At 70.4% G+C, this 23,220-nt stretch carries 22 protein-coding genes and 2 tRNA genes; 12 read left to right on the forward strand and 12 right to left on the reverse strand.

All coding sequences use genetic code 11. The features are described 5' to 3' along the window. Positions 1 to 271 precede the first annotated feature (271 nt). Both OG588_RS18165 and OG588_RS18170 read left to right on the forward strand, forming a co-directional pair. Positions 272 to 886: a bifunctional DNA primase/polymerase gene (locus OG588_RS18165; protein WP_405948210.1), complete on the forward strand. Its 615-nt coding sequence runs from the start codon at positions 272 to 274 to the stop codon at positions 884 to 886. Next, positions 877 to 950: transfer RNA gene (locus OG588_RS18170), tRNA-Lys, on the forward strand. The genes OG588_RS18165 and OG588_RS18170 overlap by 10 nt, the downstream gene beginning before the upstream one ends. Before the next feature lie 61 nt (positions 951 to 1,011). Here the strand turns inward: OG588_RS18170 and OG588_RS18175 are convergent. Then, positions 1,012 to 2,376, reverse strand: a complete 1,365-nt coding sequence (locus OG588_RS18175) for a M6 family metalloprotease domain-containing protein (RefSeq protein WP_405948211.1) — start codon at positions 2,374 to 2,376, stop codon at positions 1,012 to 1,014. Between the two features lie 376 nt (positions 2,377 to 2,752). On the opposite strand from OG588_RS18175, the gene OG588_RS18180 reads away from it, so the two are divergent. Beyond that, entirely contained in the window at positions 2,753 to 4,708 is a 1,956-nt protein-coding gene (locus OG588_RS18180; RefSeq protein ID WP_405948212.1) for a putative bifunctional diguanylate cyclase/phosphodiesterase, read from the forward strand. Here the strand turns inward: OG588_RS18180 and OG588_RS18185 are convergent. Next, the gene (locus OG588_RS18185) at positions 4,696 to 5,832 is read right to left on the reverse strand and encodes an LLM class flavin-dependent oxidoreductase (protein ID WP_405948213.1); all 1,137 of its coding nucleotides are present in this window, start codon (positions 5,830 to 5,832) and stop codon (positions 4,696 to 4,698) included. The two genes, OG588_RS18180 and OG588_RS18185, sit on opposite strands and share 13 nt — an antisense overlap. A 42-nt stretch (positions 5,833 to 5,874) precedes the next feature. Beyond that, a complete protein-coding gene (locus tag OG588_RS18190) occupies positions 5,875 to 7,344 on the reverse strand; it encodes an MFS transporter (RefSeq protein ID WP_405948214.1) in 1,470 nt (489 codons plus the stop codon). 71 nt (positions 7,345 to 7,415) lie between these two features. Between OG588_RS18190 and OG588_RS18195 the strand changes: the two genes are divergently transcribed. Continuing rightward, positions 7,416 to 7,835, forward strand: coding sequence for a MarR family transcriptional regulator (locus OG588_RS18195; RefSeq protein WP_405948215.1), 420 nt, complete (start codon positions 7,416 to 7,418; stop codon positions 7,833 to 7,835). A gap of 301 nt (positions 7,836 to 8,136) precedes the next feature. On the opposite strand, the gene OG588_RS18200 is transcribed toward OG588_RS18195, so the two are convergent. Both OG588_RS18200 and OG588_RS18205 read right to left on the reverse strand, forming a co-directional pair. After that, positions 8,137 to 8,871 (reverse strand): aspartate/glutamate racemase family protein, encoded by a 735-nt coding sequence (locus OG588_RS18200; protein ID WP_405948216.1) that lies wholly within the window; start codon positions 8,869 to 8,871, stop codon positions 8,137 to 8,139. Next, positions 8,868 to 9,686 (reverse strand): aspartate/glutamate racemase family protein, encoded by an 819-nt coding sequence (locus tag OG588_RS18205; protein ID WP_405948217.1) that lies wholly within the window; start codon positions 9,684 to 9,686, stop codon positions 8,868 to 8,870. Before OG588_RS18205 ends, OG588_RS18200 begins: the two co-directional genes overlap by 4 nt. A gap of 170 nt (positions 9,687 to 9,856) precedes the next feature. On the opposite strand from OG588_RS18205, the gene OG588_RS18210 reads away from it, so the two are divergent. Beyond that, positions 9,857 to 10,819, forward strand: coding sequence for a D-2-hydroxyacid dehydrogenase (locus tag OG588_RS18210; protein ID WP_405948218.1), 963 nt, complete (start codon positions 9,857 to 9,859; stop codon positions 10,817 to 10,819). A 22-nt stretch (positions 10,820 to 10,841) separates the two neighbouring features. After that, complete coding sequence (locus OG588_RS18215) at positions 10,842 to 12,224, forward strand: amidase (RefSeq protein ID WP_405948219.1); 1,383 nt, start codon at positions 10,842 to 10,844, stop codon at positions 12,222 to 12,224. Between the two features lie 45 nt (positions 12,225 to 12,269). On the opposite strand, the gene OG588_RS18220 is transcribed toward OG588_RS18215, so the two are convergent. Next, a complete protein-coding gene (locus tag OG588_RS18220; protein ID WP_405948220.1) occupies positions 12,270 to 12,704 on the reverse strand; it encodes a hypothetical protein in 435 nt (144 codons plus the stop codon). Between the two features lie 94 nt (positions 12,705 to 12,798). Further along, a complete protein-coding gene (locus tag OG588_RS18225) occupies positions 12,799 to 13,293 on the reverse strand; it encodes a DUF3830 family protein (protein ID WP_365310422.1) in 495 nt (164 codons plus the stop codon). 47 nt (positions 13,294 to 13,340) lie between these two features. Here OG588_RS18225 and ehuB point away from each other — a divergent pair, with 47 nt between their 5' ends. From ehuB to OG588_RS18255, 6 genes are all read left to right on the forward strand, one after another. After that, on the forward strand, positions 13,341 to 14,258 hold the full coding sequence (gene ehuB, locus OG588_RS18230) for an ectoine/hydroxyectoine ABC transporter substrate-binding protein EhuB (RefSeq protein ID WP_405948221.1): 918 nt from the start codon (positions 13,341 to 13,343) through the stop codon (positions 14,256 to 14,258). Further along, entirely contained in the window at positions 14,255 to 14,974 is a 720-nt protein-coding gene (ehuC, locus tag OG588_RS18235; protein WP_019056632.1) for an ectoine/hydroxyectoine ABC transporter permease subunit EhuC, read from the forward strand. The genes ehuB and ehuC overlap by 4 nt, the downstream gene beginning before the upstream one ends. Further along, positions 14,971 to 15,621, forward strand: a complete 651-nt coding sequence (gene ehuD, locus OG588_RS18240; RefSeq protein ID WP_366091298.1) for an ectoine/hydroxyectoine ABC transporter permease subunit EhuD — start codon at positions 14,971 to 14,973, stop codon at positions 15,619 to 15,621. The genes ehuC and ehuD overlap by 4 nt, the downstream gene beginning before the upstream one ends. Further along, complete coding sequence (ehuA, locus tag OG588_RS18245; protein WP_398877075.1) at positions 15,611 to 16,408, forward strand: ectoine/hydroxyectoine ABC transporter ATP-binding protein EhuA; 798 nt, start codon at positions 15,611 to 15,613, stop codon at positions 16,406 to 16,408. The genes ehuD and ehuA overlap by 11 nt, the downstream gene beginning before the upstream one ends. Positions 16,409 to 16,628: 220 nt before the next feature. Next, entirely contained in the window at positions 16,629 to 17,387 is a 759-nt protein-coding gene (locus OG588_RS18250; protein ID WP_405948222.1) for an IclR family transcriptional regulator, read from the forward strand. Between the two features lie 99 nt (positions 17,388 to 17,486). Next, a tRNA-Lys gene (locus tag OG588_RS18255) sits at positions 17,487 to 17,560 on the forward strand. Between the two features lie 86 nt (positions 17,561 to 17,646). Here OG588_RS18255 and OG588_RS18260 read toward each other — a convergent pair. From OG588_RS18260 to OG588_RS18280, 5 genes are all read right to left on the reverse strand, one after another. After that, positions 17,647 to 19,272: a long-chain-fatty-acid--CoA ligase gene (locus OG588_RS18260; protein WP_405948223.1), complete on the reverse strand. Its 1,626-nt coding sequence runs from the start codon at positions 19,270 to 19,272 to the stop codon at positions 17,647 to 17,649. 39 nt (positions 19,273 to 19,311) lie between these two features. Further along, the gene (locus tag OG588_RS18265) at positions 19,312 to 19,767 is read right to left on the reverse strand and encodes a DUF3592 domain-containing protein (RefSeq protein ID WP_405953153.1); all 456 of its coding nucleotides are present in this window, start codon (positions 19,765 to 19,767) and stop codon (positions 19,312 to 19,314) included. Positions 19,768 to 19,871: 104 nt separating this feature from the next. Further along, on the reverse strand, positions 19,872 to 20,480 hold the full coding sequence (locus OG588_RS18270) for a lytic polysaccharide monooxygenase (protein ID WP_405948224.1): 609 nt from the start codon (positions 20,478 to 20,480) through the stop codon (positions 19,872 to 19,874). A 120-nt stretch (positions 20,481 to 20,600) separates the two neighbouring features. Continuing rightward, a complete protein-coding gene (locus OG588_RS18275) occupies positions 20,601 to 21,737 on the reverse strand; it encodes an SPFH domain-containing protein (protein WP_405948225.1) in 1,137 nt (378 codons plus the stop codon). 54 nt (positions 21,738 to 21,791) lie between these two features. Next, the gene (locus tag OG588_RS18280) at positions 21,792 to 23,144 is read right to left on the reverse strand and encodes a peptidoglycan-binding protein (protein WP_405948226.1); all 1,353 of its coding nucleotides are present in this window, start codon (positions 23,142 to 23,144) and stop codon (positions 21,792 to 21,794) included. Positions 23,145 to 23,220: the final 76 nt, after the last annotated feature.

Consider the following 23,220-nt stretch of genomic DNA (forward strand, 5'->3'; position numbering starts at 1 on the left):
TCGCGGCGCCCCCAACTCTCGCGACACCTACGGCGCCCGCGGCTCCCACAACACCCGCCAAGCGCGCGGCACCCGTGACTCACGCGGCTCCCGCGGCGCCCACAACGCCAGCCACCCCCACAGCCCCCTCCACACCCCCGCATCTCACCCGACACCAGAAGACGCGTCTGGCATATGCCGGTCGGGCAAGATACTCCCTCCCGCCCCCTCCTGTCCCGATTTCTGGCAACCCTTAGCTAGCAGGCACTCACGGCCGGTAGACCTACGGGACATGAGCCGCACACAGGACGAGCCCTTCGCCGACCGCTTCGACATCTCGGGGGTCACCTCGGACGGTGCCGCCTGGCTCGCCTCGGCAGGAACGTATCCGCGCAGCACCCTCGCCCTCTGGAAGGAACGGCCGGACGCCCCGGTCGTCCTGCCCTGCGGCTCCGCGTTCGACGTGGTGAGCGCCCCGGCGGTCTTCGGGCGCCGTATGGTCGACCGTTTGTGGGAGGAGGGCCCGGGTTCGGGACCGGTCGCGACGTACCGGGGGCGGATGCTCCTGTTCGCCGGCCCGGGTACCGCTCAGCGGTTGCCGTCGCTGCTGGGCTGGGAGGAGTGGGGCACGCGCTCCGGGGAGCACAGCCGTACGGGGTCCGTTCCGCCGCTGCTGTGTCACGGCAAGGGCGACGCGGTGACCGTCCCGGCGCTGGTCGGCACGGCCTCGTCGGCGCCGTTCGACTCGCGCTGGCTGGTCGCCCCGGACACCCGTCGACCTTGGCTTCCCGGTGCCGAGATCCTGCTCTGGGCGGCCGTGCGGGCGGCCCGGACCGCCGTACGGATATCGATTTTTCCTCCCCCGGATCAGGATGCTAAGGTCTACGACGTCAGCAGGCGCCGCTAGCTCAGTTGGTTAGAGCAGCTGACTCTTAATCAGCGGGTCCGGGGTTCGAGTCCCTGGCGGCGCACCTGTGAAGGGCCCCTCGCGAGAGCGAGGGGCCCTTTGACGTATCCGGTGTTCGGGAGGGATCAGCCTCCCGCCTCCCCCCGCTCCCCCCGCTCCCCCCGCTCCCCCGGCGTGATCGTCACCGTCCACGCCCCCGAAGCCGTCCGCCCCTCCACCTCCACCTTCACGTTGTCGCCGGGCACGGTGAAGCTCTCACCGAGGGCGACCGGGGCGTCGGCGAGGGGTGGGTAGACCGAGGTCTCCCAGCAGGCCTCGGTGCGTGGGTGGGCGTCGACGACCTCGATCGGGCCGTTCCCGGAGGCCGCGCCGTCGCGCACCCGGTACACGAGGATGCCCTGCTTGCAGGCCGTGCTGTCGTTGCCGACCGGGCTGCGCGCCTCGAAGGCCAGCGCGCTGTCGGTCCCGGTGCGCACGACCGCCAGTTTGGCCCCCAGGCCGAGCCCGAACGCCGGTGATCCCGCCGAAGCCGCTGAGATTGTCGAGCCCGCCGCACCGGGCCCGGCGGCCACCGGTTCCAGGGTCAGCCGTTTCGGCGCGGTCCCCCGTACGCACACCACCTGGCGCGGATCCAGCCAGCCCAGCTTCCACTTGTGCCAGGCGAACAGGTCGGGCGACAAGCCGAATTGACTGCCCATCAGATCCCAGTCGCCGACGTACGTGTCCCAGTCGCCCTTGCCGTCCACCGGCCGGTGGTAGAGGTCGGGCAGGTCGAAGACGTGGCCCGTCTCGTGGGCGAGGACGAGCCGGTCCGGCGGGTGCTTCTCGAAGACCGTGACGACCCGTCGGACGTCCGTGCCGTCGGCCCGCAGCGGGGTGTCCAGGTTGACGACCTTCGTCGCGTCCGAGTCCACGCCGGGCGCGTCCGGATCGGCCACGAAGTAGACGATGTCGTAGCGCGAGAAGTCGACCTGGGGGTCGGCGGCGGCGAGCGCGTCGCGGAGGTAGGCGGCCCGGTTCACCGGGTTCCAGTCGCGCTGTATGGCGTACGACGTGGACGCGTGCGGCATGCGGATCCAGTTCCGCAGCGGGTGCGGGCGGAGCGTGAACCTGCCGTAGGAGGCGTGTTCGTAGAAGCGGGTGGTGGCCGGGAAGTGGTCGGCGGCCAGTTCGGCGGGGGTGGTGCGCGGGGTCGCGTCGGGGAAGGAGAGGAAGATCATCACCGCGTCGAGCGCGCGGGTGGGGCGCGGGTAGGCGGTGTTCCAGGTGTCGAGGCCCTCGGAGTGGTGGGCGTCGGTGCGTTTGAGGGCGCAGGGTGTGGTCGAGAACGGCTCGGCGACCGACTGGCTGGACATGATCGAGGTCGCGGCGAGTGCGGACATGGTGGTGAACACGGCCGCGGTGCCGCGCAGTCCGGGGCGCGTCCGCCACTGGGCGAGCCCCTTGAGCGCCGTACGGGAGAGCCCCTTGAGGGGGAGCTGACACGGCACGTTCGACCTCCGGGAGCGGGTTCGCGGGACACCGACACCCAGCCTGTGGTGGTTTGTTGGGGTACGCCCTGTTTATCTGCACCAGAAGGGTGAGGGGGCCGCCCCGGAGGGCCGGGACACGCCCGGGCTGACATCCGGAAACACTCACGGAACGTCACATGTGGTCGGCCTTTTGAAGAACCCGCCCAGGTGCGGGCGGAAACGATCTGCCGGAACCGGCCGTTGTTCCGGGACACTGGAGAGTGGCTGGAAGGGCCGGGGGCCAACCTCTATGATCGGCACACTTTCCTGCACGGACACGGCACGGCGGCCCCCCACCCGGTCGGCCATCCCGACGAGACCCATCCGAAGATCGAGTGCACTGCGGGAGCGAGCGGTGAGCGGAACGTCCGAAGGGCCGGCGCCCGCGGCGGATCTCATCCGGCCGGCCGTCACAGAGAGTAAAGGCGAGGCGTCACCTCGCATCCATGTCCCCGGGTCCGTTGAGCCCGGTGAGTCCAGCGGCTCCGGTGAGTCCGGTCTGTCCAGCGGCTCCGCTGAGCCCGATCGGCCCAGCGGCTCCGGTGAGTCCCGTCAGTCCGGTGGCTTCGGTGGCTTCTCCGAGTACGGCCCGCTCGGGTCCGCCTTCTCCGCGGCCCCCCTCGCGATGGCCGTCGTGGACCGCGACGGTCTGGTCGTCAGCGCGAACGACACGTTCGGCGCGCTGCTCGGCAAGGCGGGTGCCGCGCTGACCGGGCTGGTCGCGGCCGAGCTGATGGACCTGAAGTCGGACGCGCGGACCTGGCACGCCTATCGCGAGGTGCTGAGCGGCCGGCAGGCCAAGCTGAGCTGCACCCGCCGGGTCAAGCACCCCGACGGGCACTCCCTGTGGGTGCAGGTGAGCGTGGCGCCGCTGCCGGCCGAGGAGCACGGCGTGCTGCTGTCGCTGACCGACATCAGCGCCCGCCGTGAACTCCAGGCGCGGCTACGGCACTTGGAGATGCACGACCCGGTGACCCGGCTGCCCAACCGCACCCTGTTCTTCGAGCGGCTCGCGGCCGCGCTGGAGGCGGAGTCGTACGAGCAGGGCGGCACCGGGCGGATCGGCCTGTGCTATCTGGATCTGGACGGCTTCAAGGCGGTCAACGACACGCTCGGACACCGCGTCGGCGACCGGCTGTTGGCGGCCGTGGCCGAGCGGTTGACGCGGTGTGCGGACGAGGCAGGCTATGCCCGGGCGAGTTCGCCGCTGGTGGCGCGGCTGGGCGGGGACGAGTTCGCGCTGCTCGTCGAGGACTCGACCGGCACGGACCAACTGGCCGATCTCGCCGAGTCGGTGCTGAAGGCGTTGCAGGCGCCGTTCGACCTGTCGGGGCAGCGGCTGTCGTTGTCGGCGTCGATCGGTGTGGTCGAGCGGCAGGCGGCCGGTACGACGGCGACCGGGCTGATGCAGGCCGCCGACACGACGCTGTACTGGGCGAAGGCGGACGGCAAGTCCCGCTGGACGCTGTTCGATCCGGAGCGCAACGCGCACCGCATGACCCGCCAGGCGCTGGCCTCCACCCTCCGTCCGGCCATCGAGCGGGGTGAATTCACCCTGGAGTACCAGCCGTTGGTGGGGATGGAGAACGGACGGCTGCGCGGGGTCGAGGCGTTGGTGCGCTGGAATCACCCGCAGTTCGGCATGCTGACGCCGAATCGGTTCATCGGACTGGCCGAGGAGGACGGCTCGATCGTGCAGCTCGGCCGTTGGGTCCTGGTCACCGCCTGCCGCCAGGCCCGCCGTTGGCAGCTGGACCACCCGGACGAGCCGCCGATCTTCGTGAGCGTCAACGTGGCCGTACGCCAGGTGTGGGACTCGGACCTGGTGGCGGATGTGGCGCAGACGCTGGCCGAGACCGGACTGGACCCGCGGCTGCTGCAGTTGGAGCTGACGGAGTCCGCGGTGATGGGGTCGGCGGGGCGGCCGTTGCAGGCGCTCCAGGCGCTGAGCGACATGGGTGTGCACATCGCCATCGACGACTTCGGCACCGGGTACTCGAACCTGGCGTACCTGAGCCGACTGCCGGTCTCCGTACTGAAGTTGGACGGTTCCTTCGTCCGCGGCTTCCAGTACGAGGGTGAGGGTGTCCCGCCGAACCCGGCGGACGAGGTCATCGTCGAGGCGATGATCCAACTCGCCCACCGGCTGGGCCTGTCGGTGACCGCCGAGTGCGTGGAGACCTCGGCGCAGGCGGCCCGGCTGCGCCGGATCGGCTGCGACACCGGACAGGGGTGGCTGTACTCCCGTCCGGTGGCGCCGGATCGTATCTCCGAGCTGCTGGGGACGAAGGCCTGCAATCAGGCTTCCTGATCGGCCGTCAACTCATAGGCGTCGGCGATCAGTTCGTACGAGCGCAGGCGCAGGTCCGCGTTGTGGGCGTGGGACGTGAGCATCAACTCGTCGGCGCCCGTGCGCTTTTGCAGGTCGTCGAGTCCGGTGCGGACCTCGTCGACCGTGCCGTGGATGACGTTGGCGTTCCAGGACGTGATGAACTCCCGCTCCATGGGGCTGAATTCGTACGCCTCGGCCTCTTCCGGGGTGGGCACGAGGCCGGGGCGGCCGGTGCGCAGCCGGACCATGTTGAGGGCGGCGGCCAGCACCTGGCGGCGGGCCTCCTTCTCGTCGTCGGTGGCGAGGGCGGAGACACCGATCAGGGCGTACGGCGCGTCGAGCACCGCGCTCGGGCGGAAGGACTCGCGGTAGAGGTCGAGCGCCGGGACGGTGTTCTGCGCGGAGAAGTGGTGGGCGAAGGCGAACGGCAGGCCGAGCATGCCGGCCAGGCGGGCGCTGAAGCCGGAGGAGCCGAGCAGCCAGATCGGCGGGCGGTGCGGGGACTGGACGCCGCCGGGCGAGGTCGACTGGATCGGGCCGGGGACCGCGTGGATGCGGGCGTAGGGGTGGCCGGAGGGGAAGTCGTCGTCCAAGAAGCGGGTCAGCTCGGCCAGTTGCTCGGGGAAGTCGTCGGCGCCCTCGTTCAGGCGGTCGGTACGGCGCAGGGCGGCGGCGGTGGAGCCGTCGGTGCCGGGGGCGCGGCCGAGGCCGAGGTCGACGCGGTTCGGGGCGAGCGCCTCCAGGGTGCCGAACTGCTCCGCGATGACGAGCGGGGCGTGGTTCGGGAGCATGACGCCGCCCGAGCCGAGGCGGATGCGGTCCGTGTGGGCGGCGAGGTGGGCCAGGATCACGGCGGGCGAGGAGGAGGCGACGCCCGGCATCGAGTGGTGCTCGGCGACCCAGTAGCGGTGGAAGCCGCGCGACTCGGCGAGCTTGGCGATCTTCACGCTGGTGCGGAGCGCGTCCGTGGCGGTGCGGCCGGCGCCCACGGTCACCAGGTCCAGTACGGAGAGCGGGACGGGGGCGGTGCCCTGTGCCGTGCCCCGGATCTCGTCACCCCTGATCTCGTCGGTCGCGCCCCGGACCTCGTCGTCTGCCGCCACGGTGGGTGCCTCCTGTTGTGAGCTGTGCGGTTCCTTCCCGGGCTAACAGGAGGCTGTCTCCGGTTTATTCCCGGGAGTGGGCGCGTGTGTCGGGTGGCGGCGCGAGGGGATCACGAGGACACCGGCCGCGATCGCGAGCAGGACCACCGGGAGTGCCATGGCCAGGTGGAGGCCGGCCAGCGGGGTCGACCCGGCCGCCATCAGGGCCGCCGTAGCAGCCGCTCCCAGGACCGAACCCAGTTGCCGGACCGTGTTGTTGACGCCCGAGGCCGTGCCTGCGAGGTGCGGCGGAACGTTGCGCATGGCCTCCGTGGAGAGCGGCGCGATCATGCAGCCGGTGCCGAGGCCCATGAGCATCAGGGGTGCGGTGAGGGTCAGGGCGTGGGCGCCGGGGGTGGCCAGGAGGATGGCCGCGGTGAGGCCCGTACCGAAAGAGAGGAGACCGGCGAGGAGGACGCGCCGCCCGCCGATCCGGTCGCTCAGGCGGCCCGCGTACGGCGAGACGAGCAGGGAGACGAGCGGGGAGGGTGCGAGCGCGAGGCCGGCGTGGATCGCGCTGAGGCCGAGTTGCTGTTGGAGGAAGAGGCTCAGCGGGAGGATCGCGCCGATCAGGGCGGCGCCGATCGCACCCATCAGGGCGGTCATGACGGTGAAGCCGCGGTCGGTGAACAGGGCGAAGGGGATGAGGGGTTCGGCGTTCTGACGGCGGGCCTGGTGGCGGAGGAACAGGGCGCCGAGGGCCAGGGACGCGGCGGCCAGGGTCCAGATCCCGGGGTTCCAGGAGTAGCGGTCGCCTTCCATCAGGGCGAAGGTGAGGCCGGTCAGGGCGGCGCCGGAGAGCAGGACGCCGGGGACATCGAGGCGGTGGGCGCGGCCGGTACGCAGGTCGGGTACCCAGCGGAAGGTCAGCGCGAGGACCAGCAGGCCGACGGGGATGTTGACGAAGAACACCCAGCGCCAGCCGACCGTACTGACGATGAGCCCGCCGAGGGTGGGACCGGAGAGGGTGGCCACGCCGGCGACCGAGCCCCAGATCCCGAGTGCGGTACCGCGCCGGGCGGCGGGGAAGGTGGCGACGATCAGCGCCATGGTCTGCGGGGTGAGCAGGGCCGCGCCGAGGCCTTGCACAACCCTGGCCGCGATGAGCGTCGTAGGCCCGGTGGCCAGGCCGCAGGCCGCGCTGGCCAGGGTGAACAGGGCGGTTCCGGCGGCGAACAGGGTGCGCTGACCCTTCATGTCGCCGAGCCGGGCGGAGGTCACCAGGAGGGCGGCGAGGACGAGGGTGTAGCCGCTGACCATCCACATCACCTGGTCGAGGCCCGCGTGCAGGGAGTGCATCACGTCGGGGATCGCGATGTTGACGATCGTCATGTCGAGGAGGGTCATGAAGAACCCGAGGGAGAGCGTGGCCAGGACGGCCCAGGGGTTTCCGCGCAGCTTCGGCGCGCCGGTCTTCGCTGCGCCTGCCTTCGCCATGCCCGTCATCCGTGTCTTCCGCGTCATCCGTGTCATGACGAGAAACATATCCATCAGATCTAGATGCATCAAGATGAGATGCATCTCTTTCTGATATATCTGGGTCCATGAACGTCGACGACCTGTTCCTGCTGGGTGTCCGCCTTCAGAAGATCGCGGAGTCCGCCATCCCCACCGAGGGCATCGGCGATCACCCCACCAGCACCCGTACGGTCCTGATCGTCGCCGCCGACATCCGGGACCACCCCGGCACCACGGTCACCGAGGTCGCCCGGCGCACCGGCCTGGTGCAGAGCCAGGTCTCCAACTGCGTCGCCCGGCTGCGCTCCGCCGACGCGCTGATCACCGAGCCCGACCCGACGGACGGCCGCCGCACCCTGCTCCGCCCCAGCCCCGAGCCGTCGACGCGGATGCGGGCGGTCCGCGAGGCCCCGATCGCCCCGGCGCTGGCGGCCGCCACCACCGACCCGACCGAGGCCCTGGCGCTGCTGGAACGGCTGGAGGCGCTGCTGAGGCCGACCGACTGAGCGGGTGGCCGGGCGGGCGGGTAGGTCGGAGCGGTGCCCGACCGAATCGACGCACCACCGAACCGACCGGCACCACCGGATCGACCGGCCGGCCTGGGTCGTCCGGCAGGCCGACGGAGAGGTCCACTCCAGGACAGCGACCGGCCGATCCGGGTTACTCGGCAGGCCGACGGCGCCGCTCGAACACCCCGCATCCCGACACCCCGGCATCCCGGCACCCCCGGCACCCCACCGTGCCCCACCGACCGAGACCGGCCGCTCGCGCATCGCGGTCTGTCCGCCGCCCCCAGCCCCCGCCAGGTCAGCCGGCCTGTACGAGCGGTTCCTTCGTGAACAGTGTGCCCAGGTCCGGCGCGTTGACCTTGCGGTCCGCCAGGCGCAGGGCCTCCCAGACCGTGACCTGGTTGGCCGTGAGGACCGGCTTGCCGAGTTCCTTCTCCAGGGCGGGGATGTGGGCGGCCGTGTGCAGGGCCGTGTCGGGGAGCAGGACCGCCTCGATGTCCGGGGCGTCCACCGACCGGGCGAGGGTGAGTACCTCGTCGTAGCCCCATGTGCCGACCTCGGCCGCGGTGATGATGCCGGAGGCGCGCACCGTGGCCGGTTCCACTCCCCCGGCGCGCAGGAAGTCGGCGAACAGGTTCGCCACGTCCTCCGGGTACGTCGCTCCTACGGCCACCCGGCGCACCCCCAGCTCCTTCGCCGCGTGCACGAAGGCGAAGGACGTCGACGACGCCGGGAGGCCCGCCGCCCGGGCGAGGGCGCGGACCTGCTCGTGGGCGCCCTCCCAGCCGTAGACGAAACTGCCGCTGGTGCAGGCCCAGACGACGGCCTCGGCGCCGGACATGCGGAGTTGCTCGACGCCCGCCGTGAGGCGCTCGGGGGAGCCCATCCTCAGGAGCGCGTCCACGCGGTGTGCGTCCTCGCCGATGTCCGTGTGGACCACGTCGAGGCGGACGTCGCTGCCGAGGAGCTGTTCCATGCGCGGGTAGTCGTCCTCGGCGGAGTGGCCCGGGTAGAGGAATCCGAGTGCGGTCATGACCAGCCTTCCTGGTGTTCTTCCGGCAGTACCGGCCCCTGACGGCGGGCCGGTTCTCCCCCACTGCCCCAATGGGTGTGGGAGGTGCCCCCAAGCAGCGCCTGATAGGGGCCCACGGCACGCGTACCCAGTCGGCGCAGGGCTGCCCACATCGTGACCTGGTTGGCCGATATCACCGGTATGCGCAGTTCCGCCTCCAGTTGGGGGATCACGTCGTACGTCGGGAGGTTGGTGCAGCTGATGAAGAGCGCGTCGGCCGCACCCTTGACGGCCTGGTGGGCCATGTCGACGACGTCGCGGTACGGCACCTTCCAGATGTGCCGGGTCAGGCCCATGAAAGCGCGGCCGGTGACCTCGACGCCGGCCTCGGCGAGGTACTCCTCCAGGGACTGGGTGACGGACACGGTGTAGGGGGTGACCAGGGCGATCCGGCGGGCGCCCAGTTCGGTGAGGGCGGCGAGCAGGGCGCCCGAGGTGGTCAGGGACGGGACCTCGCCGGCCCGGGTCATCGCCTCGCACATCGCGCGCTCCCCGGCGATCCCGCCGACGAAGCTTCCGGAGGTGCAGGCGTACGCGACGACCTCGGGGGCGACCGCGTTCAGCGTGCGGACCGCGTCGTGGAGCGTCTCGTGCTCGCTGACGAGCCGCGCCAGGTCGAGGCTCACCTCGACGGGCACGAACGGCGTCCGCGTGAGATGCAGCGAGATGTCGTCGGGGACCCAGCGCCACAACTCGCGGTCCAGCGCGAAGTCGAAGGGGGCGACGACACCGACACCGCGCTGCGGGCGGGGTCCGCCCAGGAAGGAAACATGCATGGCTACACCGGCCTCACCAAGAGAAACGGGGTGACAACGGTCCGTGCGGGCGTCCGTGTTGACGAAGGTAGGTTCGAGTGCGAGCGTGGTCAATCCGTGCATGTCAGACGGCCGCGCTCGGTGCCTCCCGCCGTGCTTCACGCTGTACCTCCCGCGAGAAACGGCTTCGCATGACCGCAACTCCCCCTGCCCTGCCCACCCTTCTCGTCCTGGACGCCGACCCGCTGCCCCGACTCGGCAAGCTGACCGGGCGGGTGCGCGTCGAGCACGCCAGTGAATCGACGCTCGCTGATCAACTTCCGTCCGCCGACGTGCTGTTGGTGTGGGACTTCGCCTCACACGCGGTGCGCGCCGCCTGGCCGGGCGAGGGTCCCCGGCCGCGCTGGGTGCATACCGCCAGCGCGGGTGTGGACCACCTGATGTGTCCCGAACTCGCCGACTCCGACACGGTGGTGACGAACGCGCGGGGCGTCTTCGACCAGCCGATCGCCGAGTACGTCGCCGCCCTCGTCCTCGCGATGGCCAAGGATCTGCCCGGGACGCTGGAGCTCCAGCGGGAGCGGACCTGGCGGCACCGCGAGGCGCAGCGGGTGGCCGGAACACGTGCGTGTGTGGTCGGCTCCGGGCCGATCGGGCGGGCAATCGTCCGTACGCTCAAGGCACTTGGGGTGACGACCGCGCTGGTCGGCCGCACCCCGCGCACCGGTATCCACGGCCCCGGCGAGATCGACCGGCTGATGGCCCGCGCCGACTGGGTGATCTCGGCGGCCCCGCTCACCGACGACACGCGGGGCATGTTCGACGCCCGCCAGTTCGGCTGCATGCAGCCCTCGGCGCGCTTCATCAACGTGGGCCGGGGCCAACTCGTCGTGGAGAGCGCGCTCGCGGAGGCACTCACCAAGCACTGGATCGCGGGCGCCGCCCTCGACGTCTTCGAGGCCGAACCCCTCACCCCGGACAGCCCGTTGTGGCAGGTACCGGGGCTGATCGTGTCCCCGCACATGAGCGGCGACACGGTCGGCTGGCGGGACGAACTCGGCACGCAGTTCGTCGCGGCGTACGAGAGATGGGAGGCGGGAAAGCCGCTGCCGAACGTGGTCGACAAGAAGCGTGGGTACGTACCGGGGCACTGAACTCCCCACTCTGGAGGGCCGGATGACGACCGAACTCACCGAGCTGACCGCCGTGGAACTCCTCGACGGCTACCGCAGAAGGGAGTTCAGTCCCGTGGACGCGACCCGCGCCACCCTCGAACGGGCCGAGGAGATCCAGCCCGCCGTGAACGCGTTCGTACGGCTCGACGCGGAGGGCGCGTTGGCGTCGGCGGCCGAATCCGCGGAACGCTGGCGACGCGGGGAACCGACCGGGCTGCTGGACGGCGTGCCGGTCACGGTCAAGGACATCCTGCTCCAGCGCGGGACTCCGACCCTGCGCGGCTCCAAGACCATTTCCGAGCAGGGCAGTTGGGACGAGGACGCGCCCTCGGTGGCCCGACTGCGCGAGCACGGCGCGGTGTTCATCGGCAAGACGACGACCCCGGAGTTCGGCTGGAAGGGCGTGACGGACTCCCCGCTGTCGGGCATCACCCGCAATCCGCACGACCCCTCGCGCACGGCGGGTGGTTCAAGTGGCGGGAGCGCGGCGGCCGTTGCCCTCGGCGCGGGGCCGTTGTCGCTGGGCACGGACGGCGGCGGCAGTGTCCGTATCCCCGCGTCCTTCTGCGGGATCTTCGGGCTGAAGCCGACGTACGGCAGGGTGCCGCTGTACCCGGCGAGCGCGTTCGGCACGTTGTCGCACGTCGGGCCGATGACGCGGGACGCGGCGGACGCGGCGCTGATGCTGGACGTGATCGGCGTCCCGGACGCCCGTGACTGGTCGGGGCTCGACCGCGCGCCGGGTTCGTTCACGGAGGGGCTCGCGGGCGGGGTCCGGGGCCTGCGGATCGCGTACTCCCCGTCCCTCGGCGGCCAGGTGGCCGTGCGTCCGGCGGTCGCGGCGGCGGTACGGCGGGGCGTGGAGCGGCTGGCCGCGCTCGGCGCGTACGTCGAGGAGACCGACCCCGACTTCAGCGACCCGGTGGACGCCTTCCACACCCTGTGGTTCAGCGGAGCGGCCCGGGTGACCCAGAAACTCGCGCCGCGGCAGCGGGAGTTGCTCGATCCGGGGCTGCGCGAGATCTGCGCGACGGGAGCGGGCTTCTCGGCGCTGGACTATCTCGCGGCGGTGGACGCCCGCATGGAACTCGGCCGCAGGATGGGCCTGTTCCACGAGCGCTACGACCTCCTCGTCACGCCGACGCTCCCGATCACCGCGTTCGAGGCGGGAGTTGAGGTCCCGAAGGGTTCCGGGCACCGGCGTTGGACGGGCTGGACCCCGTTCACGTACCCCTTCAACCTGACCCAACAGCCCGCCGCCACCGTCCCCGTGGGGAACGACGGCGACGGGCTGCCGATCGGGTTGCAGATCGTGGGGGCGCGGCACCGGGACGATCTGGTGCTGCGGGCGGCGCACGCGCTGGACTCCGGGGAGCGCGGCTGACGGTGGGCCTGCACGCCTCGCTGTTCCGAGGTCCGGCCCCGTGCCTTACCGGCCGCCTGTCATCACCTGTACGCGGCCCACCGGAGGAATCCATCGGCACCCGGGCAGGCCGTCCAGGTCGATCACCGGCACGTCCGTCAGCTCGTCCTCCAGGAAGAACTGACCGTGCCTTTCCTCCGGGATGCCCGCGGCGGCGAGCGCGTCGGCCGCCGAACCGCCGCAGAACATGCCCGAGACAACCGTGTAGCGATCCTCGGAAAGCTCGCGCCACAGTCCCCACTGGTGATGCCCGTCCGAACAGGCCAGGTGCACCATCAGCAGACGGTCATCCGGCGAGACCAACGGCCGCACCGAGTCCACGGACCAGCGGCAGGAGCCGTCCGGGAAGCCGGACAACCGACGAGCCGACTCCGACGTCGGCGCGGCGCGCAGGACCATCACTGTCCAGCACGCCGTCACCCAGCCCGTGATGTTCCGCATACCAACTCCCAAACCCGGCGAATCGATCCCGAGGAGAAGACTAGATCTCGAGCGCGGTGCCACGGTCGCGCAGCACCACCGGACGAACCGGGAATCAGGCCCGCCGGAAGCTGAGGCTCTCCCCCGCCGCCCCCGACCGCCACAGGTCGTTGCAGGCCTCCGCCATCTCCTCCAGGCCCTCGACCACCTGACCCCAGACGATGCCGGGCACCCAGCCCACGTCGCCGTTGAGAAGGAGGTTGTTGCGTTCGTAGAACAGGGCCAGGTCGACGACCGTCGTGCCGGCGCGGACCTCGCGGTCGTAGCCGTAGGCCTTCGTGCCGAGTTCCGTGCCGGCGAAGGCGAAATAGCAGAGATCGCCCGGTATGGGGGTGACTGTGGGGTTCTCCAGCGGGGGTTCCGTTTCTGCGAATGGCGGGAAAAGGGCGTAGATCTCGTTGCGGGCGTACTTGGCGTGGTAGACGTCGCCGACGAGCGGGAGTGCGTCCCAGATCGCCGCGCAGGTGAGCGGGGCACGTTCCACCAGCAGTTTTGCCCGGCAGTGGACGTTCCGCTTTGCGAGTGAGACCTCGATGAAGTGATCCGTCATGCCTCCCAGGGTGCATAACCCGAGAGCGGTCGGGTAGCTGCGCGCCCATGGCTCCACCAATTGGGAACGACAGACACACATCCGGTCACACGCCGGGTCACACCCGTCGGGCACTGCTCGCCGGGGTGGCGGCGGCGGGTGCGCTGGGCGCGGCCGGCTGCAGTCGGGTGGCCACCGCGTCGACCACGAGCGGCGGTGATCTGCTCGACCGGCTGAAGGCGCAGGGCGTCGCACGGCTGGGGATCTCGGGTGAGATCCCGTTCGGGTACATCGACAAGGACGGTCGACTGACCGGTGAGGCACCGGCGTTGGCGAAGGTCATCTTCCAGCGCCTCGGCGTCGACAGCGTCCAGCCCGTGCCCACCGAGTTCGGCTCGCTCATACCCGGCCTGAACTCGCAGCAGTTCGACGTCGTGGCCGCCGGCATGTACGTGAACCCGGAACGCTGTGAGCAGGTCATCTTCGCCGACCCGGACTACCAGGTGCTCGACTCCTTCGTCGTCCGCAAGGGCAACCCGAAGGGGCTGCACAACTACAAGGACGTCGTCGCGAAGAAGGCGAAGTTCGCCACCGGCACCGGGTGGGCCCAGATCCAGCACGTCGTCGACGCCGGGTACAAGCAGAGCGACATCCTGATCGTCCCGGACCAGGTCGCCGGGCTGAACGCCGTGGAAGCGGGGCGAGTTGACGTCTTCGCCGGTACGGCGCTCACCACCCGCGCGGTCGTGAAGAAGTCCGCCAAGGCGGAGTCGACCACGCCGTTCGCCCCGCTCGTCGACGGGAAACCGCGCATCGACGGCGGCGCCTTCGCGTTCCGGCCGACCGAGACGAAGCTGCGCGACGCCTTCAACGCCGAGCTGCACAAGCTCAAGAAGAGCGGGGAGCTGTTCCGCATCCTGCGGCCCTTCGGGTTCACCCAGGCCGAGATGACGGACCTCACCGCGAAGGAGCTCTGCGCCGGATGACCTCAGGACTCTGGGAACTCGTCCTCAAGGGGATCTGGACCACCGTCCAACTCCTCGTCCTCAGCGCGCTGTTGGCCACCGCCGTGTCCTTCGTCGTCGGCATCGCCCGGACCCACCGGCTGTGGATCGTCCGCTTCCTCGCCGGTCTGTACACCGAGGTGTTCCGCGGCACCTCCGCCCTCGTCATGATCTTCTGGGTGTTCTTCGTCCTGCCGGTCGCCTTCGGCTGGCAACTGGTCCCGCTGTGGGCGGGCACCCTCGCCCTCGGCCTGACCTACGGCGCGTACGGCACGGAGATCGTGCGCGGCGCCCTGAACGCGGTCGACCCGGCGCAGCAGGAGGGCGGGGTCGCGCTGAGCTTCACGCCCTGGCAGCGGATGCGGCTGATCCTGCTGCCGCAGGCCGTGCCGGAGATGATCCCGTCCTTCTGCAACCTGCTGATCGAACTGCTCAAGGGCACCGCCCTGGTCTCGGTCATGGGCATGGGCGATCTCACCTTCAGCGCCAACCTGGTGCGGCTCGCGCTGCAGCAGAGCGCGGAGATCTACACGTACATCCTGCTCATCTACTTCGTGATCGCGTTCGCCCTCACCCGGCTGATGCGCGGGCTGGAGAAGAAGCTGAAGGCGGGGATCGGCAAGGCGCCCGGCAACGAGAAGGCCGCACGTGAGCTGAAGCGCGCGCAGACCACGGGTGTCGGAGGTGGCGTCGCGTGAAGTGGGACTGGAACGCCGTGAGCGAGTTCATGCCGTACTTCTGGGACGGCCTGAAGGTCACCCTGCAGATCCTGGTCCTCGGATCACTGATCTCGTTCGTCCTCGGACTGGTGTGGGCGCTGCTGATGCGGACGCCGTCGCGCTGGGTGCGCTGGCCGGTCGGGGTCGTCACCGAGTTCGTGCGGGACACCCCGCTGCTGGTGCAACTGTTCTTCCTGTTCTACGTGTTGCCCGAGTGGGGCCTGACCTTCTCCGCGCTGACCACCGGTGTCTTCGCGATCGGGCTGCACTACTCGACGTACACGATGCAGGTCTACCGCGCGGGCATCGAGGCGGTGCCCGTCGGCCAGTGGGAGGCGGCGACCGCGCTGAACCTGCCGGTGCGCCGGACCTGGACGGCCGTGATCCTGCCGCAGGCGATCCGCCGGGTGATCCCGGCGCTCGGCAACTACGTGATCGCGATGCTCAAGGACACCCCGATCCTGATGGTGATCACCGTGCTCGAACTGATGGGCCAGGCCCGGCTGTTCTCCCAGGAGCACTACCAGTTCACCGAGCCCATCACGGTGATCGGTGTGGCCTTCATCCTCATCTCCTATCCCGCCTCCCTGCTGATCCGAGCCCTGGAGCGACGCCTTGTCCGCTGACACGCCCCTGACGAAGGAAACCGACGCCAACGCCAACCCCCCGGTGGACGGCAGCGAGTTGATCCGCCTGGACCATGTGACGAAGCGCTTCGGGTCCAACACCGTGCTCGACGACCTCGACTTCGCCGTCGAGTCCGGGAAGCACGTCACCCTGATCGGTCCCTCCGGGTCGGGCAAGACCACGATCCTGCGGCTGCTGATGACCCTGACCAAGCCGGACGAGGGCACGATCACCGTCGACGGGGAGCAGCTGTTCCCCGCGCCCGAGAAGCAGATCCGGGAGATCCGCAAGAAGATCGGGATGGTGTTCCAGCAGTTCAACCTGTTCCCGAACATGACCGTGCTGCGCAATGTGACGGAGGCGCCGGTCACCGTCCTGGGTATGCCCAAGGACGAGGCGGAGGCGCGCGCCCTGGAGCTGCTCGACCTGGTCGGCCTCGCCGACAAGGCCGGCGCCCGCCCGACCCAGCTCTCCGGCGGCCAGCAGCAGCGCGTCGCGATCGCCCGGGCACTGGCGATGCGCCCGCAGGTCCTTCTGCTCGACGAGGTGACCTCCGCGCTCGACCCGGAACTGGTCGCCGGCGTCCTCGACGTCCTGCGGGACATCGCCCGCACCACCGACATCACGATGCTCTGTGTGACCCACGAGATGAATTTCGCCCGGGATATTTCGGATCAAGTCCTGATGTTCGACTCGGGAAAGGTCATCGAATCGGGCCCGCCGGAGCAGATCTTCGGCGATCCGGAACAACAGCGGACCCGGGAATTCCTCGGCGCGATTCTTTGACAATTATTCAATTACGACACGTGAGCAATCGAACACCCAAGGTCCGCGCCACGGGGAATACCTAAGGCATATGTCAATTGTCTCGCGCCGCAGTTGGGAGGCCGTAAGGAGGGCCACAATCTCGCCAACAGCCGCTCCACATCGGCCGTTTGACAGCTATCGTGGAGGGGATTCGCTGTCCGGTATCACGGCCCAAAAAGCGAGCGCAGGGAGAAACACCGTGGCGCTGATGCACGAGCCGACCGCTCCCTACCACTCGGTACAGGACGCACTGCGCATCCTGGAGACAGTCGCCGGACACTCCACCGGCGTCACGGACACCGAACTCGCCCGCCGCACCGGCCTCGGCACCGAGCGCCTGACGATACTGCTGCGGACCCTGCGCCGCGAGGGCTACGTCGAGCAGCTCACCGACGGCGCGTACGTCACCGGCGAGGCGCTGAGCCGGCTCGGCTCCGCGGCCGGCCGGGAGCAGGCGGTGCGCGAGCAGATCCAGCGGACCCTGGACCGGCTGCGCGACTCCCTGGGCGCGGCGGTCTACGTCAGCCGGTACGTCGACGGCGAGGTCACGATCACCCAGTACGCGGCCGGGCCGACCACCCCGGCGGTCAACGAGTGGGTCGACTTCCGCGTCTCCGCGCACGCGACCGCGCTCGGCAAGAGCCTGCTGGGCCAGCTCGACCACAACGGCCGGCGCGACCATCTCTCCCGGCACAAGATGGCCCGCCTCACCTCGCGCACGATCACCAGCGACCGGCTGCTGCTCTCCCGCCTGGAGACCCAGCCGCCGACCGTCCCGCACCTCGACCTCCAGGAGTACGCGGTGGGCACGGTCTGCGCGGCCGTCCCGATCACCGCCGGCGCCTCGGTGGGCTGCCTGGCCCTCTCCCTCCCGGTCGAGCACGCCCACCGCCTGCGCCAGGCGGCGGACACACTGAACCGCGAGGCGGGCCCGGTGCTGCTGTCGCTCGCGATCTGAGGGCTGCCGCGACCCTGGTCCGGAGCACCCATCCGGACCAGGTAGTATTTTTCTTGTCGCCCTCCGCGAGACTCAGATCCAGCGGAAGGCGTGAGTCACGCGCCGCTAGCTCAGTTGGTTAGAGCAGCTGACTCTTAATCAGCGGGTCCGGGGTTCGAGTCCCTGGCGGCGCACTGTTGGTGACCAAGGGCATCCTTCTTCGGGAGGGTGCCCTTGGTCGTTGAGCGACGGTCATCGGACAGATCAAGGAACGCGTAGATCAACCGGACCGACCCCGGTCACCGACGACGGGCCCTTCGGCTTCCTCCGGAGTCAGTCGCCGATAGGCCGCCTCCCCCGGCGGCCGCCACCACACCGGATCCGGACATACGACCCCCTCCTTCCTGAGCCCCGCCCGATGGATCTTGTTCGTCGCCGTCACCGGCATCCGCTCCACCACCCGCACGAACCGGGGCGCCATCTTCGTGCCCAGATCGGGCTGGGCCAGCAGGAACTCCGCGAAGTCGAGGGGGTCGAAGTGGCCGGCGAGGGTCGCCATGACCTGATCGCCGGTGACCGGATCCGGTACCGCGTAGACCGCCACCGCGTCGGCGCCCTCGTAGCGGGCGAGGATGTTCTCGATCATCGCGGCGGCGAGGTTCTCGCTGTCGACGCGGAGGCGGTCGTCGGTGCGGCCGGCGAAGTAGAGGTAGTCGTCGGGGTCGCGGTAGAAGAGGTCACCGGTCCAGTACCAGCCCTCGCGGCGCCGTTCCGCATCCGCCTCGGGGTTGCGCCAGTAGCCCTCGAAGGGGTTGGCGCCGCGGTTCACCAACTCCCCTATCGCCTCTTCCCCGTTGAGCAGCCGACCGGCCGAGTCGAAGGCCGCCGGCGGGCACTCCGCACGCGTCTCGGGATCGAGTACGGCGAGCCCGGGCGCCGCCCGCCCGACCGCTCCGGGCGGTGTCCCCGGCGACCACTGCACCGCCGCCCCGCCCTCCGAGGACCCGTACCCCTCCACCAGCCGCACCCCGAACCGCCGCTCGAACGCCGCCGCGTCCACCGCCCCCGCCTCCGTGCCGAAGCCCATGCGCAGCGGGTTGTCCCGGTCGTCGGGGCGTTCCTCGGTGGCCAGCACGTACTGCACGGCGCGGCCGACATAGGTGAAGTACGTGGCCCCGTACGTCCGTACGTCCTCCAGGAACCGTGACGCCGAGAAGCGGCGGCGCAGCGCCACCCCCGCGCCGGCCACCAGCGCCGGTGCCCAGTCGGCGATCACCGCGTTGCCGTGGAACATCGGCATGCAGATGTAGTGCACGTCGTCGCGAAGGATTCCGAAGCTGTCGGCCAACGAGCGCCCCGCTGCCGCCAGTCGGCCCTGGGTGCAGATCGCGGCCTTCGGGGCGCCGGTGGAACCGGAGGTGAAGTAGAGCAGGACGCGGTCGTCGGGGGTGGCGCCGGAGAAGGCGGAAGGGTGCGCGTCCGCGTACGGGGCGAGCAGGTCGACGTAGGGCTGAGTGTCCGTCACCAGGAGGCGTATGCCAGGGAGTTGGAGGTCGTCGAGGAGCGGGAGGTGGGTGCGCTCGGTGACGAGGACCCGGCATTCGGTGTGCAGGATGTCGCGGGCCAGTTCGGGGCCGCGGCGGGTGGGGTTGATTCCGGCGACGGCCGCGCCCGCGAGGGCCGCTGCGCTCAACCACAGGGGATATTCAGGGGTGTTGTCGAGCAGTACGCCGACATGGGGCTCGGCACCTGGCGGCAGCAGGTCCGCGAGGAGTGCCGCTCTGGCCGCGGCGCCGGCCGCCATCTCGTGGTGGGTGAGCACCTGTTGCCCGCACCACAGACCCGGGCGGTGGTCGCCCCACCGCGCCTGTACGAGTTCCGCGACGGTACGCCTCCTGGACTCCATGGGGGCGCAGGGTAGTTGACGTACCGTCAGATATGGAGACTACGAGCCCATGAAGTCGAACATCTTGTGGGCCACGAGCATGAAGAAGACGCAGAAGGCGACGATCACGCCGAAGAACACCAGCATGCAGCCCGCGCCTGCCGCGAGCTTCCCTCGGGACGGGGCGTGGGCGGTGGCCCGCTCGGGGTGATCGGCCGCGTAGTACACGGTGACGATGTCGCCCTCCAGGGTCGTGCCCGGCCCGTTCCGCTCCTCGAACCTGACCGTCCGGCCCTCGCGCGTCGTGAACTCGAAGACGTGGTGCAGCGTCGTCGACACCATGGTGTCCCCGGCGCCGCCGCTGGTCGTCGTGTACGTCCGCAGACAGCGGGCCTCGGCCGTGAGCCCGCTGCTCCAGGCGCTGTTGACCTGGCGCGAGCGGCGGATCACGGCGGTCGCGCCGAGCGCCACGATGGCGATCATGAGCAGTGGCGCGATGTAGAACAGCGCTTCCATGGTGTCCCCCGAGGTCAAGTACCGCTTGGTGGAGGGAACCTACCCCCGGGGGATGCCGAACTGTCTCAAGCAATGCTCAGAACCTCACGCTCACGACCTCGACGTCAGAACGTGACGTCATCGCAGGAGTAGAACGCGTTGGTCGTGTCCGCGATCGTCCACACCGCGACGATCACGTGGTGACCGGAGAGGCCGGACGGGAGCGTGCCGGTGTGGGAGATGGTGGACGACGAGGGGCGCTGGCCGTTGTAGGGGACGGTGAGGAACGGGGTGGTGTTGAGGTCCGAGCGGGCCAGGTTGTGGTTCTGGTTCCAACCCGCCTTGGTGACGTAGTACTTGAAGTCCGTCGTCGCGTGGATCGCCGTGAACTGCCAGCGGAACGTGTACGACTGACCACCCGTCACCTTTGTCGTCGGCCAGGCGGCGCCCGACGGGGCCTTCGGTGCGCTGAGTTGGCTGAAGCGGCTGATTCCGCCGTTGCAGATCTGGCCGTCGGCGGGGCCGGCCGCCGGGAAGCCCTTGGGGCCTTCGACGCTCTGCGGCTCGTACTGGATGTCACCGCAGTTGGTCACCGTGCCGTTGGCACAGAGCTTCTGCCTGCTGATGGGGAGGTCGGTGTAGCCGTGGCTGCTCGCGGCCCCGGACGAGAGCACGATGGCCCCGGCCGTGGTGAGTCCGAGCACGCCCGCGTACCACTTGGTCTTTTTGCGCATGCTGCCGCTCCTGGAGAACGTGTGGGGAGTTCCGTGAGCCGTGCAGGTCTAGACCAAGTCTCAGATTATTGCCCTTACTTGACCCTGTCCATACCGCTCACGGCGCGGCTTCTCCCCGTCTCACGGCGCGCCTTCCCCCCGTCCCGAGCAGAACGCGACCGTCAAGTCCTTCACCAGCGCCTTGCGTTCGTAGTCGTCCAGCTCCACCAGACCCCGCATGGTCAGCCGCGTCACCGTGTCCTCCACGGAGTCGACCACCGACGTGAGCATCGTCGCCCGCTGCTGCGCGTCCAGCGTGGCGATACGGCGCCGGGTCATCGCCGCGGCCACCTCCGGGGCGTACTCCACCCGCACCGGCCGTACCGAGAACACCTCGATGCCGACCGGCGCCGAGTCCGCCGCGACCAGCCGGGTCAGCGCGTCGGCGGCCAGGTCGGCCGCGCCCTTCGCGCCGCCGCCCGGCACCTCCACCGGCACCCGGGCCAGCGCCGCCTCCACGCACTCGCGCAGATACGTCTCGTGGTCCTCGACCCCGAGGGTGGCCCGCGCGGTGTCCCGCACCCGCCACACCACGAGCACGACGACCCGCAGCGCGACCCCGTTCGCGTCGGCCCCCGGCATCGGCTCACCGCGCCAGTGCCGCAGCCGTACGTCGACCCGGCGGCGCAGCAGCAGCGGGTTGACCCACATCAGCCCGGTGCGCCGCACCGTCCCCCGGTACCGCCCGAACAGGCCGAGCACCCAGGCCCGTCCGGTACGGCCCCGGGCCAGCCCCCCGAAGCCGAACAGACCCAGCGCGCCGGCCCCGGCGTACGCGGCCCACTGTGCGGGACCGAGGCCGGCACCGGCGTAGAACGGCAGCCGTAGCGCCTCGGTCGCGAGCGGGGGCAGGACGCCCGCCCACCACGAGGTGGCGAGGCAGCCGGCCAGTCCGCAGGTACCGGCGAGCACGCCCGCCGAGCCGGGGAGCACCCGGGCCGGGCGTTCCACCAGGTCGGGGTCGACCTCCGGGGCCGGGCGCGGCCTGGCCGGGACCGGGCGGCGGAAGCGGGGCTGCTCGCCGGTGCCCTGCCGGCGCGCCACGACGGCGGGCCTGAGCGGGACCGAGACCGGGTCGGGGTCGTCGCGGAACAGCAGGTGGACGGGGATCTCGGTGGTCGCCTCGTTCTGGATGAGCCGTGCGGGACGGGTCTGTCCCTCCGGCGGCCCCACGGGCTCTTCGTTCTCGGGCGTCTGTGATGTGGTCGTCGTACTCATAGGTGCCTCCAGCCTCCGCGCCAGATGCGTCACAACGGGTGGGGATGTGCGTGATTACGAGAAGAGGCGGCGCCAGGTCTCCGGGCCCGGGTAGCCGTCCGCCGCGCCGCCGCGCCAGCCCTGGGCGCGTTGGAAGGCCTCGACGTTGCGGCGGTCCGGCTCGCCCCAGCGCGGGCCCGGGCCGGTCGTGTAGTACTTGCCGAAGCCCTTCTTGACCAGCTGTTTTCCGAGCTCGGTGACGTACTTGTTGGTCGCGCCGGGGCGGAACACGGCCTTGCCCGGATAGCCGGGGACGCCGTGCGAGGAGGGGACCGACGCGGGTGGGCCCGCCGCTCCCACGGCCGCCGCGCCGCCGACGTTCTTGCCCTTGCCGGTGACGAGGAGTTGCCAGGTCTGCGGGCCGGGCAGACCGTCCGCGTCCGCGCCGGTCCAGCCCTGCGCGAGCTGGAAGGCCTGGGTGGCCCGCCGGTCCGCGTCCGACCAGCGCGGGCCCGGACCCGAGGTGTAGTACGCGCCGGCGCCCCGGGCAACGAGCATCGTGCCGAGCTGGGTGACGTACTTGTTGTTGGCGCCGGGGCCGAAAGCCGCCGCCCCCGGATACGGCGTGTTCGTCTTGCCCGCGCCCGCCGGGGTCACCGGGGTCACGGGTGTCACCCCTTCCGTACCGCCCGTCACGCCCTTGTAGCGGTACGGCACATAACTGTCCGAGTGGCTCCAGTACGCGTACGGCGTGGACTGGCGGCGGGCGTGCGAGGGGGTCTCCTCCAGGGCGATGTAGTAGGTGTGCGTGTAGTCGGTCCAGCCGCCGAAAATGACGACGTGCGAACCTTTCTCGGGGTTCGCGAGATTGTGGAACAGGAGAATGTCGCCGGGTTCCAAGTCGTCCTTGGAAATACGCACCCCGTACTGGTCGAGGCTCCCGGTCCATTCGTTCCCCGGCAGTCCCCAGGCCATCGAGACGAACCCCGAGCAGTCCTGCCGGTAACCGTCCGACCAGTACGCGTTCATGCTGTACGGCACCTGCGCGGCGATCCAGATCTTGGCCCGGTTGATGATCTCCGCGCGGGTGGTCGTGGGCGCCTTGACCGCACCGGCCGGCTTCGCCGGTTTGCCGCTCGGGCCGTGCAGCGGGGCCTTGCTGCCCTGCGGGGTGGCGGGCTCGTCACCCGTGTCACCTGCGGGGACACCGGGGCGAGCCGGTGCGTGGGGAGCAGCCGCGGCCGGTACGGCGTGCCCCGCGGCGAGGGCGGCGGACGCGGCGGCGGCCACGAAGAGGACCCGCTGAGCGGCGGGGTGGCCGCCGATCCGGCCGGTCGGGGAATGCGGCCGGCGGTGCCGGCGGTCAGCACATCCGGGGCAATCGCAATCGCTCGCGGGATCGAATTCCTCGAATACCGGAGTCTCCATGCGACGCCCCTCACACTCCAGGTGGAAATATCCGCGCTCGTGCACATCCGCCAGCTTCTCAACTGTCTTCCGGACT

This window comes from Streptomyces prunicolor (assembly GCF_045162825.1).
GTDB lineage: Bacteria > Actinomycetota > Actinomycetes > Streptomycetales > Streptomycetaceae > Streptomyces > Streptomyces prunicolor.

Bases quoted from the DNA above. Each gene is read 5' to 3' on its own strand.
- OG588_RS18210 (WP_405948218.1), top strand. From the start codon at position 9,857: ATGACCGCAACTCCCCCTGCCCTGCCCACCCTTCTCGTCCTGGACGCC.
- OG588_RS18220 (WP_405948220.1), bottom strand. From the start codon at position 12,704: ATGCGGAACATCACGGGCTGGGTGACGGCGTGCTGGACAGTGATGGTC.
- OG588_RS18165 (WP_405948210.1), top strand. From the start codon at position 272: ATGAGCCGCACACAGGACGAGCCCTTCGCCGACCGCTTCGACATCTCG.
- OG588_RS18195 (WP_405948215.1), top strand. From the start codon at position 7,416: ATGAACGTCGACGACCTGTTCCTGCTGGGTGTCCGCCTTCAGAAGATC.
- OG588_RS18190 (WP_405948214.1), bottom strand. From the start codon at position 7,344: ATGACACGGATGACGCGGAAGACACGGATGACGGGCATGGCGAAGGCA.
- ehuB (WP_405948221.1), top strand. From the start codon at position 13,341: ATGGCTCCACCAATTGGGAACGACAGACACACATCCGGTCACACGCCG.
- OG588_RS18275 (WP_405948225.1), bottom strand. From the start codon at position 21,737: ATGAGTACGACGACCACATCACAGACGCCCGAGAACGAAGAGCCCGTG.
- OG588_RS18265 (WP_405953153.1), bottom strand. From the start codon at position 19,767: ATGGAAGCGCTGTTCTACATCGCGCCACTGCTCATGATCGCCATCGTG.
- OG588_RS18280 (WP_405948226.1), bottom strand. From the start codon at position 23,144: ATGGAGACTCCGGTATTCGAGGAATTCGATCCCGCGAGCGATTGCGAT.
- OG588_RS18270 (WP_405948224.1), bottom strand. From the start codon at position 20,480: ATGCGCAAAAAGACCAAGTGGTACGCGGGCGTGCTCGGACTCACCACG.
- OG588_RS18260 (WP_405948223.1), bottom strand. From the start codon at position 19,272: ATGGAGTCCAGGAGGCGTACCGTCGCGGAACTCGTACAGGCGCGGTGG.
- OG588_RS18200 (WP_405948216.1), bottom strand. From the start codon at position 8,871: ATGACCGCACTCGGATTCCTCTACCCGGGCCACTCCGCCGAGGACGAC.
- OG588_RS18225 (WP_365310422.1), bottom strand. From the start codon at position 13,293: ATGACGGATCACTTCATCGAGGTCTCACTCGCAAAGCGGAACGTCCAC.
- ehuC (WP_019056632.1), top strand. From the start codon at position 14,255: ATGACCTCAGGACTCTGGGAACTCGTCCTCAAGGGGATCTGGACCACC.
- OG588_RS18215 (WP_405948219.1), top strand. From the start codon at position 10,842: ATGACGACCGAACTCACCGAGCTGACCGCCGTGGAACTCCTCGACGGC.
- OG588_RS18205 (WP_405948217.1), bottom strand. From the start codon at position 9,686: ATGCATGTTTCCTTCCTGGGCGGACCCCGCCCGCAGCGCGGTGTCGGT.